At 71.6% G+C, this 14,302-nt stretch carries 14 protein-coding genes; 3 read left to right on the top strand and 11 right to left on the bottom strand.

Features of this window, described 5'->3' with window-relative positions; translation table 11 throughout:
• Positions 1-88 precede the first annotated feature (88 nt).
• On the top strand, positions 89-643 hold the full coding sequence (locus ACFQVC_RS03585) for a hemerythrin domain-containing protein (RefSeq protein ID WP_381826281.1): 555 nt from the start codon (positions 89-91) through the stop codon (positions 641-643).
• Between the two features lie 201 nt (positions 644-844).
• Positions 845-1,198, top strand: coding sequence for a VOC family protein (locus ACFQVC_RS03580; protein ID WP_381826279.1), 354 nt, complete (start codon positions 845-847; stop codon positions 1,196-1,198).
• Positions 1,199-1,301: 103 nt separating this feature from the next.
• On the opposite strand, the gene ACFQVC_RS03575 is transcribed toward ACFQVC_RS03580, so the two are convergent.
• The 10 genes from ACFQVC_RS03575 to ACFQVC_RS03530 form a co-directional block, all read right to left on the bottom strand.
• Entirely contained in the window at positions 1,302-3,332 is a 2,031-nt protein-coding gene (locus ACFQVC_RS03575) for a DUF5107 domain-containing protein (RefSeq protein WP_381826277.1), read from the bottom strand.
• 64 nt (positions 3,333-3,396) lie between these two features.
• Positions 3,397-3,948 (bottom strand): GNAT family N-acetyltransferase, encoded by a 552-nt coding sequence (locus ACFQVC_RS03570; RefSeq protein ID WP_381826275.1) that lies wholly within the window; start codon positions 3,946-3,948, stop codon positions 3,397-3,399.
• A 53-nt stretch (positions 3,949-4,001) separates the two neighbouring features.
• Positions 4,002-4,313: a PASTA domain-containing protein gene (locus ACFQVC_RS03565; protein ID WP_381826273.1), complete on the bottom strand. Its 312-nt coding sequence runs from the start codon at positions 4,311-4,313 to the stop codon at positions 4,002-4,004.
• Positions 4,310-4,546: a LapA family protein gene (locus ACFQVC_RS03560; protein ID WP_381826271.1), complete on the bottom strand. Its 237-nt coding sequence runs from the start codon at positions 4,544-4,546 to the stop codon at positions 4,310-4,312. Before ACFQVC_RS03560 ends, ACFQVC_RS03565 begins: the two co-directional genes overlap by 4 nt.
• 118 nt (positions 4,547-4,664) lie before the next feature.
• Positions 4,665-6,467: a CocE/NonD family hydrolase gene (locus ACFQVC_RS03555; RefSeq protein WP_381826269.1), complete on the bottom strand. Its 1,803-nt coding sequence runs from the start codon at positions 6,465-6,467 to the stop codon at positions 4,665-4,667.
• A 228-nt stretch (positions 6,468-6,695) separates the two neighbouring features.
• Positions 6,696-7,646 carry a S66 peptidase family protein gene (locus ACFQVC_RS03550; RefSeq protein WP_381826267.1) on the bottom strand — a complete coding sequence of 317 codons (951 nt, stop codon included), beginning with the start codon at positions 7,644-7,646 and terminating at the stop codon, positions 6,696-6,698.
• Between the two features lie 25 nt (positions 7,647-7,671).
• Entirely contained in the window at positions 7,672-9,753 is a 2,082-nt protein-coding gene (locus tag ACFQVC_RS03545; protein ID WP_381826265.1) for a prolyl oligopeptidase family serine peptidase, read from the bottom strand.
• Between the two features lie 14 nt (positions 9,754-9,767).
• On the bottom strand, positions 9,768-11,129 hold the full coding sequence (locus ACFQVC_RS03540; RefSeq protein ID WP_381826263.1) for a M20/M25/M40 family metallo-hydrolase: 1,362 nt from the start codon (positions 11,127-11,129) through the stop codon (positions 9,768-9,770).
• The gene (locus tag ACFQVC_RS03535) at positions 11,122-11,955 is read right to left on the bottom strand and encodes a M55 family metallopeptidase (protein ID WP_381826261.1); all 834 of its coding nucleotides are present in this window, start codon (positions 11,953-11,955) and stop codon (positions 11,122-11,124) included. Before ACFQVC_RS03535 ends, ACFQVC_RS03540 begins: the two co-directional genes overlap by 8 nt.
• A gap of 121 nt (positions 11,956-12,076) precedes the next feature.
• Complete coding sequence (locus tag ACFQVC_RS03530; protein ID WP_381826259.1) at positions 12,077-12,496, bottom strand: ATP-binding protein; 420 nt, start codon at positions 12,494-12,496, stop codon at positions 12,077-12,079.
• A 273-nt stretch (positions 12,497-12,769) separates the two neighbouring features.
• On the opposite strand from ACFQVC_RS03530, the gene ACFQVC_RS03525 reads away from it, so the two are divergent.
• A complete protein-coding gene (locus ACFQVC_RS03525) occupies positions 12,770-13,468 on the top strand; it encodes a formylglycine-generating enzyme family protein (protein WP_381826257.1) in 699 nt (232 codons plus the stop codon).
• Between the two features lie 38 nt (positions 13,469-13,506).
• Here ACFQVC_RS03525 and ACFQVC_RS03520 read toward each other — a convergent pair whose 3' ends face one another.
• Positions 13,507-14,232: a class I SAM-dependent methyltransferase gene (locus tag ACFQVC_RS03520; protein WP_381826255.1), complete on the bottom strand. Its 726-nt coding sequence runs from the start codon at positions 14,230-14,232 to the stop codon at positions 13,507-13,509.
• Positions 14,233-14,302: the final 70 nt, after the last annotated feature.

Here is a 14,302-nt window from a genome sequence, read left to right as displayed (position 1 = left end):
GGCGCCTCGGGGCGTAACGCCACCGGGCCCGGGTACCCGGGCGCCTCGGAGCCGCACCCGCAGGAACCATCCCGACATGGAGGCTCACATGGCTGAGAACCAGGACGTGGTGACGCTCCTGAAGGAGCAGCACACCCGTATCCGCACCCTCATGGACGAGGTCGCATCCACCAGGGGCGAGGAGCGCAGGCATCTCTTCCAGGACCTCGTCCGGCTGCTCGCGGTGCACGAGACCGCGGAGGAGGAGGTCGTCCATCCCTTCGCCCGCAAGAACGTCGAAGGCGGCGAGGCGGTCGTCGACGACCGCGTATCGGAGGAGGAGAAGGCCAAGAAGGTGCTCCTGAACCTGGAGAAGATGGACACCGAATCCCCCGAGTTCCTGGACAAGTTCGCCGCCCTGCGCCAGGACGTGCTCGCGCACGCGGAGGCGGAGGAGCGCTACGAGTTCGCGCATCTGCACAAGCACGCGGAGCGCGCGACGCTGGAGAACCTGGCCCGCGCGGTGAAGGCCGCGGAGGCCGTCGCGCCCACCCACCCGCACCCGGGCACGGACACCGCGACGAAGAACATGGCGGTGGGCCCGATCGCCTCGGTGATCGACCGCACCCGGGACGCGATCCGCGCGGCGAAGGGCGACCGCTGAGCACGCGGCCCTGAGCCACTGAACCGACCGGGAACCCCTGGGCCCCTTGACCCCTTGGCCCCTTGGCCCCTTGGCCCCTTGGCCCCTTGGCCCCTTGCTCCCAGGGTCCCTGGATCAGCCAGCCTGGATCCCTGGATCAGCCAGTTCCCGAATCAACGGAAACGATCACACACCCCGCCCGCGCCAACTAGGCTCCTGTCCATGGAGATCCTGGGAACCACGCTGCGCATCTGCGTCGATGACCTGGACGCTTCGGTCGCGTTCTACGAACGCGTGACGGGCTCCACGGCGCAGCGCTTCGAGCGCGGCGGGGTGTCCGTCGCCGCGGTCGGCTGCTTCCTCCTGATGAGCGGCCCCGCGGCGGAGATCGACGTACTGCGCAAGGTGACCGCCACGATCGCCGTCCCGGACGTGGACGAGGCCCACGCGATCCTCAGCGCCTCCGGCGCCCAGGTGGTCGCGGGCCCCGTCGCCACCCCGGTGGGGCGCAACCTCATCGCGCTGCACCCGGACGGCTCGATCTTCGAGTACGCGGACCGCCGCGGCGAACCGTAGACCACCGGCACGGCCACGGCGTTCCCCGCGCCGACCTACGTCACCGGCCGAAGCCGTGGACCTCCCCGGACCTCTCCGGACCTCCCCGGGCCTGGATCCGGGCCTACGTCGCCGCGGGCGGCCGCATACGGAACTCGTAGTGATCGGGAAGCGGTTCATCCGTGAGCCGGGCCCACGTCTCCCCGAGGACCTCCGCGCCCTCGCGCAGATCCGCCACCTCGAAGCCCGCGTCGAAGACCGCCCGCGCCCCTTTCTTGTCGCCCTCGGCGAGCAGCAGCCGCGCCAGGAGCAGCCGGAAGCGACCGCGTTCGCGGTTCTCCGGGCGCAGCCCGTCCCAGACGTGCCGCGCCTGCTGTGTGCGGCCCACGGCGAGCAGCGCCTCGATCGCCTCCCGGCCGAGCGCGGCCGTCGCGGCGGTCCAGCTCTCGCCGTCGTCGCGCCGCTCGGCGCACAGGTCGTCGAAGGCCTCGGCATAGCGGTCGGCGGCTCGCTCCGCATGGCCCGAAACCCGGTCGGCGACGGCCAGACAGCGCAGCAACGGCCACTGCGACGGGGCGAGTTCGAGTCCTCGCTCCCAGCTGCGCACCGCCTGCGCGAGATCACCGGCGTGCCACTGCGCGATGCCGAGGTGGTACTCGGTGAACGGTTCGGCCGGCGCGGTCTCCAGCATGTCGCGCCAGCCGGGCGCGACCAGACTCGGCCCCGGCGGTACGACCTTGCGCGGCGCCGGAAAGGCCCCGTTGCGCAGCAGTTCGAGCCACGGCGCCTGGTCGTCGCCGAGCGTCGACTCGTCGAAGGGCGTGCCGGGCAACTTGCGCCCGGTGCGGAGGACTTCGAGGGCGCCCCAGCCGGAGCCGGTGGCGAGGCGCTCGCCGGGGTCGGTGTCGGCGGCGGCCCGCCACGCCTCGTAGGCCGTGTCCACCGCCGTCCGCGGGAGGGCCGCTTCGAGCCGCCCCGCGACCTCGGCCCGGGCCGCGGCCCAGTCCGTGCCGTGCACCGGGGCCGGGTCGGCTTCGATCGGCCCGTACGCCTCCAGCCAGGCGAACTCGCTCTCCGCGTCCAGCTTCACGTGCTCCAGCTGGGTCCGGGCGAGGCCCGCCTGTATCTCCGCGTAGCCGCCGGTGCCGGGCTCGGTGAGCCAGCTCTGCCAGCGCCGGCCGCCGGTGCCCGCGCCCCACAGGAACAGCTTGCGGCCCCGCAGCAGGTCGGTGGAGGTCTGGACGAGGCCGTGCCCGTCGTCGTCGAGCGCGGCGATCCAGCGCCGTTCGCCGTCCGGCACTTCGTAGAAGTAGTCCGCCGGATACTCGCTGCGCAGCGGATACGTCCGGTCGGCGCCGTCGAACTCCGGCGCGGGCACCCGCCGCAGGGTGCGCTCGTAGCCGAAGTGCCAGGCCTCGTCGGCGGGTACGAGGACGCGGTGCTCCTCGGGTACGGCGATATTGGACCACCAGTAGGCGGGCGCGGGCTTCTCGTGCGGGTTGCGGATACGCACTCCCACGTACAGGAAGTCCGAGCCGTCCGGCAGCCACAGGTCGACCTGGAAGGGCAGATCGCGCAGTCGTTCCCACTCCCAGAGGCGCAGCATCTCGCCGCCGTCGGGCGCGGGCACGCGGGCGGCGTGCACGGGGGCGCAGGACAGGGTGGTGTGGCCTGTGGCGCCGATGTTCCACTCGATGCCGCCGGAGAACCAGGCGCCGTTCAGGGCGAAGTCGGCGGGCTGGAACACCGGGTTGCGGTAAAGGAGTTCACGTCCGGTGGGCTTGTGGCGCAGGGAGTGGACACGGCCGCCGAGCCCCGGCAGGACCGTGGCCCGCAGCCGGTCGTTCTCGATCACGAGCGTGTCGAGGGTGATCTCCGACCGCTCCCGCTCGTACCCGTCGAGGATGCGCACCGGGAGGACGCTGTGCAGCGGTTCGTACCCGATCTGCCGGGCCATGTCCCGTGGCAGGCCTTCGCGGGTGCGCTCGTCCACGGCGTGCATCTCGTCGAGCGGACGCAGCGCGGGCAGCGGGTTCTCCGGCCCGATCGCCACGCCGGGCAGGGTCAGTTCGGCACGGCGGATCGTGGTCCCGGTCGCGTTCGCCAAGGCGGCCTCCCCTTCACTGGGCGTGCCCGGCGCACCCCCGATGACCATGGAACACGCTCGGCGACCCCCTGAACAGGCCCGCTCCCGGTCAGGATTGCGCAAAGGCCCGTCCTCAGCGCAGCATCTCCTTGGTCAGAGCCCATCGCTCGTGATCACGCCAGGCCCCGTCGATGAACAGGAAGTCCGGCGAGTACCCCTCGAGCCGGAACCCGCAGCGCCGCGCCAGCGCGATGGACGCCTCGTTGTCCGGCTGAACGTTGATCTCCAGGCGGTGCAGCCCCATCGCCGGCCCCAGCGCGTACCGCACGACGAGTTCGAGACCCTCGGTCATCAGGCCGCGCCCGGCCGCATGCACGAAGGCCCCGTAGCCGAGAGCTCCGCTCAGGAACCCGCCCTCGACGATGTTGTTGATGTTGATGAACCCCGCGATGTCCCCGGTCGCCCGCTCACAGACGAGGAACCCCGCCTTCGTGGGGTCGTCGATCAGGCGTCCCGCGTACGTGGCGTAGGCCTCCGCGGTGACCGGCGGTGCCAGCCAGGGGTGGTGCAGCTCGCGGCTCTCCAGGGCGAGCGCGACGAAGGCCTCGCCGTCGGCGTACGTGTAGTGCCGTATGCCGACGCGAGGCCCTTCGCGGAGGTGGGCTCCGGCTTGCGTATCAGACATTTCCGCAGGATACGCGCGCCCGCCGCCCGGTCACTCCGGGCATACGCCCTCGCTTACTTCGGGCATTTCTCCTCGTCCTTGACGACCCGCAGGGTCACCGCTTCCCCGTTCAGTTTCTTGCCGGGAGCCGGGGACTGGGTGCACACCTTCCAGTTCAGCGGCCAGAGCACATTGCGGTCGAAGCCACTGGCGTCCACCAGGTCGACCCGGGTGCGGTAGTCGACCTGCCGGTAGACGCTCTCCAGCGGCTTGCCGCGGAAGTCGGGCATGGGCGGTCCGGCCGCCGCGGCGGCGGTCACGGTAAGGCCGGTGACCGCGGCGGCACTTCCGGCCACCACGGCGATCCGTCGTCCCCACTGCTTCATTTGCGTCTCCTGACGAAGTAGGCCCCGCAGAGGGCACCGATCACTCCCGTGCTGAGGAGCGCCATCCACAGCGGTATGGTCACTTCGGGGATCAGCAGGCGGATCTTGGTGTTGCGGGTGTTCTCGAAGATGAAGATCAGGCCGAGAATCCCGATACCGGCGACGGTCAGCCGTCCGGGCGTGAGGAAATCGCCCTTCTTGCCACCGCCACTGGTCGAGGCGTTGGGGCTCATGCTGGACCCTTCCGTCGGAGTTCGGCCGTCCGCCCCCTGGGACAAGAATGGGCAGTCACTCACGGTCGCGCACGGTGAGCGGTCGGTCCGGACGCCTCGGCTGGGCCGTACGGGTTACTTACCGCACCACAGGAAGTCGCAGCACCCCGGTGTCCGCCGGCGTGTGGGTGACCGTCACCGGCTTCACGCCCTTGTTGCCGTAGTACGCGTCGTCACTCGCTGCGACGACGAACTGGAGGCGGTGCCCCTTCTCGTAGCGGTGCACGATGCCCGGCAGGGTCACGGTGAACTTCCGGGTCACATCCGGCACCCGCACCGGTGCCACCAGACGGTGCACCAGCGTCTTGGAGCCGTCGGGCGCGATGTCGTAGAGCTTGGCGAAGAGCACCAGCTTGTCCGCCGCGTCGCCGGAGTTCTGCACCCGCTCCGTCTTCGGCGAGACCACCTTGAGGGTGGCCTCGGGGGCGCCGACCACATCCGTGGCCTCGGCGAGGGGTTCGCTGGTCCAGTCGAGGTAGGTGCCCTTGGTGTCGCGCGGGGCCGGGTCGGGCAGCCCGATCATCCCGGCGAGCGAGGACTCCGAATGACTGGTCGGGATCAGCCAGTTGCGGTACTCACGGCTGCCGCGGGCGACCTTGGCCCGGTTGTCGACGAGCTTGCCGTCGCCCGACAGATACAGCTCCTGCGACAGCGCGGGCGGCTTCCGCGCCGTGGCGTAGGCGTCCTGGCCCGGCTGCCAGTCCCGGTAGTAGGCGAACCCGGGACCGGTGTCCGTGGACTGCTCCTTCTGCAGATAGCGGTCGAACCAGGCGAGGATCCGCTTGCCGACATAGGAGGTCTCCAGATTCCCCTCCCCCAGGTTGAGCTCGCCCGCGGCCGGGTCGGTGATCCCGCCGCTGTGCCCCCAGGACTGCCAGATCATCTTGGTCTCGGTGCCCTGGGCCTTGAGCGTCTTGTACGTCGCCGTCGCCTCGTTCAGGTTGAACAGGCTGTCGGCCTGCCCCTGCACGAGCAGCGTCGGCGCCTTGACCGTGCGCAGATACGAGACGGGGGACGCTCCGCGCGCGAAGGCCAGCATCTCGGCGGTACGGTCCGCCGGATACCGCTTCTGGTCGAGGAGCCGCTTGGTCTCGCAGGCCCCGGAGACGAAGTGCAGACAGCCGGCGCCGCCGAGCCGCGACGGGTCGAGGCTCGGGTTGAGCAGTCCCTGGGCCTCGCCGATGAGGAAGAACCCGTTGGTCCACTGATACTTGTACGCGCCCGGGGTGTCGGACGAGACTCCCGTGGGCGTCGTCCGCGCGGTGTTGTTCGGGTCGAGGGAGTACGCCAGGTCGTGCCAGGTGATCATCGGCACCAGGGCGTCGACCCGCTGGTCCTGCGAGGCGGTGGCCATCTGGACGGCCCCGCCGTACGAGCCGCCGATCATGCCGACCCGCGGATCGCCCGAACCGTCCTTGGTGACGAAGTCCGCCGTGGTGCCGTCGTCCGCGGCCCGGGTGCCGGCGAGGAAGTCGATCAGACCCGAGGCGGCCTTTCCGTCGATCCGCGGGTCGTCCAGGGAGATCGGGCAGCCGGTCTTGCCGAAGCCGAGCCCGGAGTAGGCGAGCGCGACATAGCCGCGCTCGGCGAACGCCTTGGCGGTCGCGTCCGTCGAGCCGTCGGCCTTGCTGCCGCCGAAGCCGTTGGTGGTCAGTACGGCGGGCGCGGTGTGGTCGGCGTCGACTCCCGCCGGCCGGTAGAGGTCGGCGTCGACGGTGCAGCTCGTGCCGCCCGCGTCGACCGTGAACTTCAGGGCGGTGACAGTGAATTGGCCGTCCTCGGGGGTGGCCTGGGCCGGTGCGGCGAGGGCGAGGGGCGCGGCGACGGCGGCGGTCGCCACACCGACGGCGAGGGCCAGAAGCCTGGGACGGGAACGGGACACGCACGACCTCCACGCTGAGGAGCGAAATTACCGCCGGGTAAGTCCGGGGTCGCGCTCATGTTGTGACACGTGTCAGAACGCGGTCAACGGTCGTGACGAGGGTTAATTACGGCAGTTGACGGAGATTCAGTGAAGGAGCGGGCCATTCCGGTTCGCCGCCGTGCGCGGAACGCGGAACTCGTGCGGGCAGCCCGAAAGCCTCAACTCAGGGCAGGCGGCTCGAAAGCCTCAACTCAGCGCAGGCAGCCGGAAGGTGAGCGAGCAGTCCTCCGCGTCGAGGACCCCCGAGACCCCGAACGGCACCGTCAGCGCCCCCTCGCAGTGCCCGAACCCGAACTCCTCCACCACCGGCACACCCAGCGGCGCCAGGCGGTCGACGAGGACGGCACGCACCTCCTCGTACGGCCCGCACTCCGCCCAGGAGCCGAGCAGCACTCCCGCGACGCCCTCCAGCCAGCCGGAGCGCAGGAGTTGGGTGAGAATCCGGTCCAGGCGGTACGGCTCCTCGCCGGTGTCCTCGATGCAGAGCAGACCCCCGCGCGCCGACCGGCGTGCGTGCGGGCTTCCGAGGTCGGCGGCGAGCAGCGACACGCAGCCGCCGAGGGTGACGCCCGCCACGCGCCCCGGCACCAGGGGCGCCGCACCGGGCACCCCGACGATCCTCTGGACCGTCTCCGGCTCGAACAGCGTGGCCTTCAAGTGGTCCTGCGCGCGGGCGCTCTTGAGGAAGTCCGCCGCCGCGGCCATCGGGCCGTGCAGCGTGACGAGCCCCATGCGCACCGCGAACGCCTCGTGCAGGGCGGTGATGTCGCTGTACCCGACGAAGACCTTGGGCCCCGCCGCGCGCATCGCGTCCCAGTCCAGGAGGTCCACCATGCGCTGTACGCCGTAACCGCCCCGGGCGCAGAGGACGGCGGCCACCGTGGGATCGCACCAGGCCCGCTGCAGATCGGCCGCACGGTCGGTGTCCGAGCCCGCGAGATAGTCCAACTCGGCGTGTTCATCGAGCACATGGGCCCCGACCACCGGCTCCAGATCCCATCCGCGCAGCAGGTCGAGCCCGGCCTGCAGCCGCTCCTCGGGCACCGGCCCGCTGGGCGCGACCACGGCGACCCGGTCCCCCGGCACAAGCCGACGGGGCCTGACCGGAGCGGACACGGCCCCGTCGACAGAACTCACCCGGACAACTCCCGCCGCAACAGGCTCACTTGGACAGTTCCAGCTTGGGTACGCCGGGTGGCTGTATACCGAACACCTGGGCGTACAGGGAGAGTTCCGACTCCAGGACGCGGATCATCGTGTCCGCGCGCCGGAAGCCATGCCCCTCGCCCTCGAAGGCGATATAGGCATAGGGCACCCGGCGCCCCTCCATCCGCTCCAGGAACCGCTCGCACTGCGCGGGCGGGCAGATCACATCGTCAAGGCCCTGGAGCAGCAGGAACGGTGCGGTGATCCGGTCGGCGTGCTGGACCGGGGAGCGCTCGCGATACCGGCCGGGCACCTCGTCGATCGGCCCCACCAGGGACTCCAGATAGCGCGACTCGAAGTCATGGGTCTCGCCGGTCGCCCACCCGGCGAGGTCCAGGATCGGGTAGATGACGGTGCCGCAGGCGTAGACATCCGTGGTCGCCAGGGAGGAGGCCGCCGTCCAGCCGCCCGCGCTGCCGCCGCGGATGGCGAGCCTGGCCGGGTCGGCGGTGCCCTCCTCGGCGAGAGCGAGCGCGGCGGCCGCGCAGTCCTCGACGTCGACGACGCCCCACTGCTCGCGAAGGCGGTCGCGGTAGGCGCGGCCGTACCCCGACGAGCCGCCGTAGTTGACCTCGGCGACGCCGATGCCGCGCGAGGTGAAGTAGGCGATCTCCAGGTCGAGTACGAGCGGGGCGTGGTCCGTGGGGCCGCCGTGCGCCCACACCACGTAGGGCGGCAGTTCGTCGTCGGGCGCGCGGTGGCGGGGGTTGTGCGGTGGATAGATGTGCGCGTGGATCTCCCGGCCCGTGGGGCCGGTGAAGGTCCTGATCTGCGGCTCCGGGTAATAGGACGGGTCCACCGGGTCGTCGTGCTCGGCGCCGATGACACGGGCACGGCCGGTGGCGGTGTCCAGCTCCACCACTTCGTACGCACTGCGCGGGCTGGCGCCGACGCCGACGACCCGGGTGCCGTGCGCCGCGAGCGTGGCGGCCCAGGCGGTCCAGGGCCCGGCGGCATCGACCAGCTCGCCCGACTCCGGGTCGAGCACGCCGAGTGCGGTGGCGCCCTTGCCGTGGACCACGGCGACCAGGCCGTTCTCCAAGGGCGCGAACCAGCTGAGGCCGATCTTCCACAGCGGGCCCGCGAACTCCTCGTCACGCAGGCACAGGCGCACGGCACTGCTCTCGTGCCCGTCGGCGGGAGTCACCGGCGCGGCGGACAGGGGCGGCGCGGCGGACAAGGGCGGTGCGGCGGTGGGCGGCAGCGCGGCGGGCGGCCGTGGCGGATCCATCCGGTACAGATTCCACCAGCCGCTGCGGTCCGACGCGTACAGGAGCGAACCGTCGTGCGCCCACTCCACCTGCGCGATCGACTCCTCGGCGCCGCCCGCGACGGTGCGCGGGGCGGTCGGCACGGCCCCCGCGCCCGGCGGCAGCTCGGCGACGATCAACTCGGTGCCGTCCCAGGGCATCCGGGGGTGGTCCCAGGCGATCCAGGCGACCTGCCGCCCGTCGGGCGAGAGCCGGGCACCGGTGAGGAAACGGTGCCGCCCGTCGGACAGCTCCCGCACCGCGCCCCGGTCCTGCGCGGCCGAGCCGTCCAGGGGCACGGCCGCCACCACGCGCCGTACGTCACCGGGCCCGTCACCGGTGAACTCCTCCAGGACACACCACACTTCGCCCCGGTCCTGATACACCTGGGGGTCGGCCCAGCGCAGCCCTCCGCCGATGGGCGAGACGGGGGTCAGCGGCTGCGGAACGGCACCGGGCACATCGGGTTCATAGGCATAGAGACGCTGGTCGGCGAAGTCGACGAAGACGATCAGCGGGCCCTCGCCGGCCCTGGCGACCCCGGCCCAGGGCCGTCCGCCGTACTCGATGACTCTGCTGCGCACATTCCAGGGCGCGGGCAGGACCGACCGCTCCACTCCGCCCGCCTGGCGCATCAGCGCGCGGCGGCCGCCCTCCGTGGGCCGTGGCGCGGTCCACCACACCTCGTCACCGACGAACCCCGCGTACTCCGGGCGCCCGTCGTGCGAGGCTGCCAGCGCGGCGTCGATGGGCGACTGCCACGCTCCGTACGGCACCGTCCGGACCATGTCCCCCACTCCCCCTAGGCTGTTCTCAGAAAGCGGTCGAGTACCCGGGCTCCGAAGTGCAGCGCCTCCACCGGCACCCGCTCGTCCACGCCGTGGAACAGGGCTTGGTAGTCGAAGTCGGGCGGCAGCTTCAGCGGCGAGAAGCCGTATCCGGTGATGCCGAGCCGGGAGAACTGCTTGGCGTCCGTGCCGCCGGACATGCAGTAGGGCACCACATGCCCCTCGGGGGCGAACTCCTCCACGGCAGCGCGCATACGGGCATACGTCGAGGAGCCGACCGGGGCCTGCAGGGCGACTTCGCGGTGCTGGAACTCCCACTCCACATCGGGCGCCGTCAGCCGGTCGAGGGTCTCGCGGAACTCGTCCTCGCCGCCCGGGAGATACCTGCCGTCGACATACGCCACGGCCTCGCCCGGAATCACATTGATCTTGTATCCGGCCTGCAGCATGGTCGGGTTGGTGCTGTTGCGGACCGTCGGCTCGACCAGGGCGGCGGCCCGGCCGAGCTTGCCGAGCAGCTCGTCCACATCGAAGTCGGGGGCGCCCACGTCGGTTTCGACGCCGTGCAGCGCCGCCAGCTCCGTCAGTGCGGCCCGCACCGTCGGGGTGAGACGCGTCGGCCACTCGTGCTCGCCGATCCGCGCGATGGCGCCGGCCAGTCTGCTCACGGCGTTCGAGCGGTTGACCTTGGAGCCGTGGCCGGCCCGGCCGCGGGCGGTGAGCTTGAGCCAGCCCGTGCCGCGCTCACCCGCCGCGATGGGGTAGAGCTCCATGCCGGTGTCCGCGTGGAAGGTGAAGGCGCCGGATTCGCTGATGCCTTCCGTGCAGCCCTCGAAGAGCCCGGGATGGTGGTCCGCGAGAAAGCCGGAGCCGTCGACGGCGCTGGCCTCTTCGTCGGCGGTGAAGGCGATGACGAGGTCGCGCCGCGGCCGGACGCCCGCGCGGGACCAGGCGCGCAGGACCGCGAGGATCATCGCGTCCATGTTCTTCATGTCGACCGCGCCGCGCCCCCAGACCACGCCGTCGCGGATCTCCCCGGAGAACGGGTCCACCTGCCAGTCGGCGGCCTCCGCGGGCACGACGTCCAGGTGACCGTGGACGAGCAGGGCGTCGGCGGAGGGGTCGGTGCCCTCGAGGCGGGCCACCACATTGGTCCGGCCCTCGGTGCGCTCGAGCAGGGTGGGGGTGAGCCCCGCACCGGCCAGTTGCTCGGCGGCGTACTCCGCGGCGGGGCGCTCGCGGCAGTCGCCGCCCCCGCGGTTGGTGGTGTCGATACGGATCAGCTCGGAGGTGAAGCGCACCACCTCGTCCAGCGCCTGCTGATCGAGCGCCTGCGCGTCCAGCGCCTGCCCGTCTGCTGCCTGGGGGTCAGCCATACTGCTCCTCCACCGCGGCCGAGACGATGGTGGTGACGGCCTTGAAGGTACGGATGCCTTCGAACATCGTCTCGCTGGTGTACACCACTTTCCGCTCCGCGTGGCGGTCCACACCAGGCACCACCGTGGCGGCCATGGCCAGGTGCTCGGCGTCGAACTCGACCTCGACGGTGAAGGGGCCGCCCCGCACCGGTTCGTGCCGCACGGCCAGCTGGGTCGCCTCCTTGGCGGCGGACCTGATGTCGGTGGCGGTGCGCGCCGGGGTGCGGCACACCGCCGCGTACCGCGAGACGTAGTCCTTGACGGCGACCTTGAGGGCGCCCGGGGCGTATCCCAGGGCGTCTTCGCAGGTGAGGTCGTCGCCGGTGACGAGGATGACCGGGACGCCGTACTCCGCGACCACATGGGAGTTCAGCAGGCCCTCGCTGGCCCGGGTGTCGTTGACCCACACGCCGGTGATCGAGTTGGCGAGATAGGTGTGGGCGAGGACTCCCTCGGCGCCTGCCCCTGTGTGGTAGCCGACGAAGGCGATGCCGTCCACGTCTCCGTGCTGCACACCCTCGACCATGCTCAGGGACTTGTGGCGGCCCGTGAGCATCTGCGCCCGTTCGTCCAGCTGCTCCAGGAGCAGATTGCGCATGGTCCAGTGCGCTTCATTGATGAGCACCTCGTCGGCACCGCCGTCGAGAAAGCCGAGCACGGCGGCGTTCACATCGGAGGTGAACATCGCACGGCAGCGTTCCCACTGAGGTGTCCCGGGCAGTACGTCCGCCGGCCAGGTCACCCCCGTGGCACCCTCCATGTCGGCGCTGATGAGGATCTTCATGCAACGAAACCGTACGCGTTGGCGAAGGCCTCGGCCAGGCCTGTGGATAACTCTCACCGGCCCGGTCCACCACCCGTCACCCGCTCCCGCCGAACCTGTACGGCAGTTGGCCCAGCGGCTTTCAGCCCGCGACTATCGCCCGTACCGTCTTGCCGCCGCCGGCGGCCGCCTCCACCTCGAACCGCTCGGCGAGCCGGCGCACCAGGCTCAGCCCGCGGCCCCGTTCGCCGCTCGCCCGCTGCACCCCCGGCCGGGGCCTGCCAGGGCCGTCGTCCTGCACTTCGACCGTCACCCGGTGGGCGGAGCTCTCCAGCCGCAGACGGCAGCCGCCGCGGCCGTGCTCGGTGGCGTTGGCGACCAGTTCGGACACGACGAGGGTCACGTCGTCGACCGCCTCGGCGTTCACTTCCGCCCCGCTGCCGTGCACCCGGGCCAGGAACGCGGCGGTCAGCCGTCGCGCCCGGCCGGCGGAGACCGGATCACGGTCCAGCCTGTACTCGACACTTGACGTACTTGTCCCAGCGCGCCTGTGCGCATGCATGGCGCGTCACTTCCCCTCCGTGGACCGCCGGCATCCCCGCGGACAGTCCCCCCGCCGGGGGCCGCGCGTTCGTCGCGCAGCCGGGCTTGCTGACGGGTGATGCCCCGCCGGGAAGATCTCCAACCGGCCTGCGCGGTAAGGGCGTCCACTACGAGCCGCTTCGATTCGGCGTGTACGAGCCGCTTGACTTCGGTGATACGGGTACCCGCCCGCGCCCGGCCGACTCCCCTCCCGTCAGGGCCACCTCGGCCCCACCCGTACACTCCTCTCCCCATGGACACGACCGCGTCGCACCGAGCGATGATCGCCGTCCCGCCGGGGCGGGTCACTCTGTCGGACCGGCGCACGCGAAGCGACTGGTCCGTCGGCCTGGCGGCGTACCGGATCTCGGCGGTGCCGGTGACACAAGCGCTCTACGCCGAGGTGACCGGCGCCCGGCCGAGCGCCGCCCACGGTGACCGGCGGCCGGTCGAGAGCGTCTCGTGGTGGGACGCGGCCCGCTTCTGCAACGCCCTGTCGCTGTACGACGGGTTGAGGCCCGCCTACCGCCTGCACGGCGAAGACGACGCGGGCACAGCGGAGAGCGCGGGCGTCGACTGGGACATGTCCGCCGACGGCTACCGCCTGCCGACCGAGGCCGAGTGGGAGTACGCCTGCCGCGCCGGCACGGACGGGCCGCGCCACGCACACCTCGACGACATCGCCTGGTACCGCGGCAACTCCGCCGAGCGCAGCCACGACGTGGCCGGCAAGGAGCCCAATCCGTGGGGCCTGCACGACACGCTCGGCAACGTCTGGGAGTGGTGCTTCGACCTCTACGACCCGGAGGTCTACGGCACGTACCGGGTGCTCCGCGGCGGCGGCTGGTTCGACGAGCACTGGAGCTGCCGCGCCTCCGTGCGCCGCCGCAGCCACCCGGCCTTCCGGGTCGACGACGTGGGCTTCCGCCTCGCCCGTTCCGGGGCGCGCTGACCCTGCACGGCCCGACGCCCCACCCGGCCGTCCCCGGCTCAGCCCTCCCGGCCCACCACCAGCCAGTGGGACGGCAGCTCGATCCGGGTGCCGTTCGGTGCGTAGTCGGTGGTGGTGAGCGGAAGTTGGCCCTCGGCGACGATCCGCAGACCGGCCGCGCGGAACATCTCGGGCACTGCCTCGTCCGCGACCTCACCGGGCGCGATGCCGTGCCGGAACACCGGCTGCAGCTTGGGCGGCGGACCGTCCGGGCCCTGGGCGAACCCACGCAGCACCGCCCCCGCGGCCTGCGCGAGTTCCACCACGAAGGCCCGGCCGCGCTCGCCGATGAGCGTGGCGATGCCGTCGACGAGGGGCTGACGGTCCTCCGGCTTGCACTGGTGCAGGACGCCGCGCATATACACATTGGCGTCGCCCAGTTCCGCGTGCAGCTGCTCCAGCTCGCTCTTCTCCGCGGCGTCGAGCTGGCGGTACTCGGCCTGGCCCCGGGGGTCGGCGTGCCGTGCATGCGCCACGGCCGCGGCGGACAGATCGGCGCCGACGACTCGCGGGAAGCGGTCGGCGAGGAAACGGGTCTGGGTGCCGTTGCCGCAGCCGAGGTCCACGACGGGCAGCCCGGGGGCCGTCAAGTGCGGTTCGAAGAGGGCGAGATGGAGGCCCGCGGTGAGGGCGGGTTCGGCATCCCAGAAGACCGCGCCCTGCTCTTCGGGAGCCTCCTGCCAGAAGCCCTCCCAAGCTTCCTTGTACTGATTCGTAACGCTCATGACCAGCTCCCCAGGTGCCGCGGCGGCCATCGCCAGTGGCTAGTAGAGATCGGTCTACAACCAGGGGAGG

The organism is Streptomyces monticola (assembly GCF_042665355.1).
GTDB lineage: Bacteria > Actinomycetota > Actinomycetes > Streptomycetales > Streptomycetaceae > Streptomyces > Streptomyces monticola.
The sequence above is the reverse complement of the archived record's forward strand: the minus strand, read 5'-3'. Positions and strand labels throughout refer to the sequence as shown.

Excerpts from the sequence above, each read along its gene's own strand:
- ACFQVC_RS03585 (WP_381826281.1), top strand. The coding sequence starts at position 89 with ATGGCTGAGAACCAGGACGTGGTGACGCTCCTGAAGGAGCAGCACACC.
- ACFQVC_RS03580 (WP_381826279.1), top strand. The coding sequence starts at position 845 with ATGGAGATCCTGGGAACCACGCTGCGCATCTGCGTCGATGACCTGGAC.
- ACFQVC_RS03575 (WP_381826277.1), bottom strand. The coding sequence starts at position 3,332 with ATGGTCATCGGGGGTGCGCCGGGCACGCCCAGTGAAGGGGAGGCCGCC.
- ACFQVC_RS03570 (WP_381826275.1), bottom strand. The coding sequence starts at position 3,948 with ATGTCTGATACGCAAGCCGGAGCCCACCTCCGCGAAGGGCCTCGCGTC.
- ACFQVC_RS03565 (WP_381826273.1), bottom strand. The coding sequence starts at position 4,313 with ATGAAGCAGTGGGGACGACGGATCGCCGTGGTGGCCGGAAGTGCCGCC.
- ACFQVC_RS03560 (WP_381826271.1), bottom strand. The coding sequence starts at position 4,546 with ATGAGCCCCAACGCCTCGACCAGTGGCGGTGGCAAGAAGGGCGATTTC.
- ACFQVC_RS03545 (WP_381826265.1), bottom strand. The coding sequence starts at position 9,753 with ATGGTCCGGACGGTGCCGTACGGAGCGTGGCAGTCGCCCATCGACGCC.
- ACFQVC_RS03540 (WP_381826263.1), bottom strand. The coding sequence starts at position 11,129 with ATGGCTGACCCCCAGGCAGCAGACGGGCAGGCGCTGGACGCGCAGGCG.
- ACFQVC_RS03535 (WP_381826261.1), bottom strand. The coding sequence starts at position 11,955 with ATGAAGATCCTCATCAGCGCCGACATGGAGGGTGCCACGGGGGTGACC.
- ACFQVC_RS03530 (WP_381826259.1), bottom strand. The coding sequence starts at position 12,496 with ATGCATGCGCACAGGCGCGCTGGGACAAGTACGTCAAGTGTCGAGTAC.
- ACFQVC_RS03525 (WP_381826257.1), top strand. The coding sequence starts at position 12,770 with ATGGACACGACCGCGTCGCACCGAGCGATGATCGCCGTCCCGCCGGGG.
- ACFQVC_RS03520 (WP_381826255.1), bottom strand. The coding sequence starts at position 14,232 with ATGAGCGTTACGAATCAGTACAAGGAAGCTTGGGAGGGCTTCTGGCAG.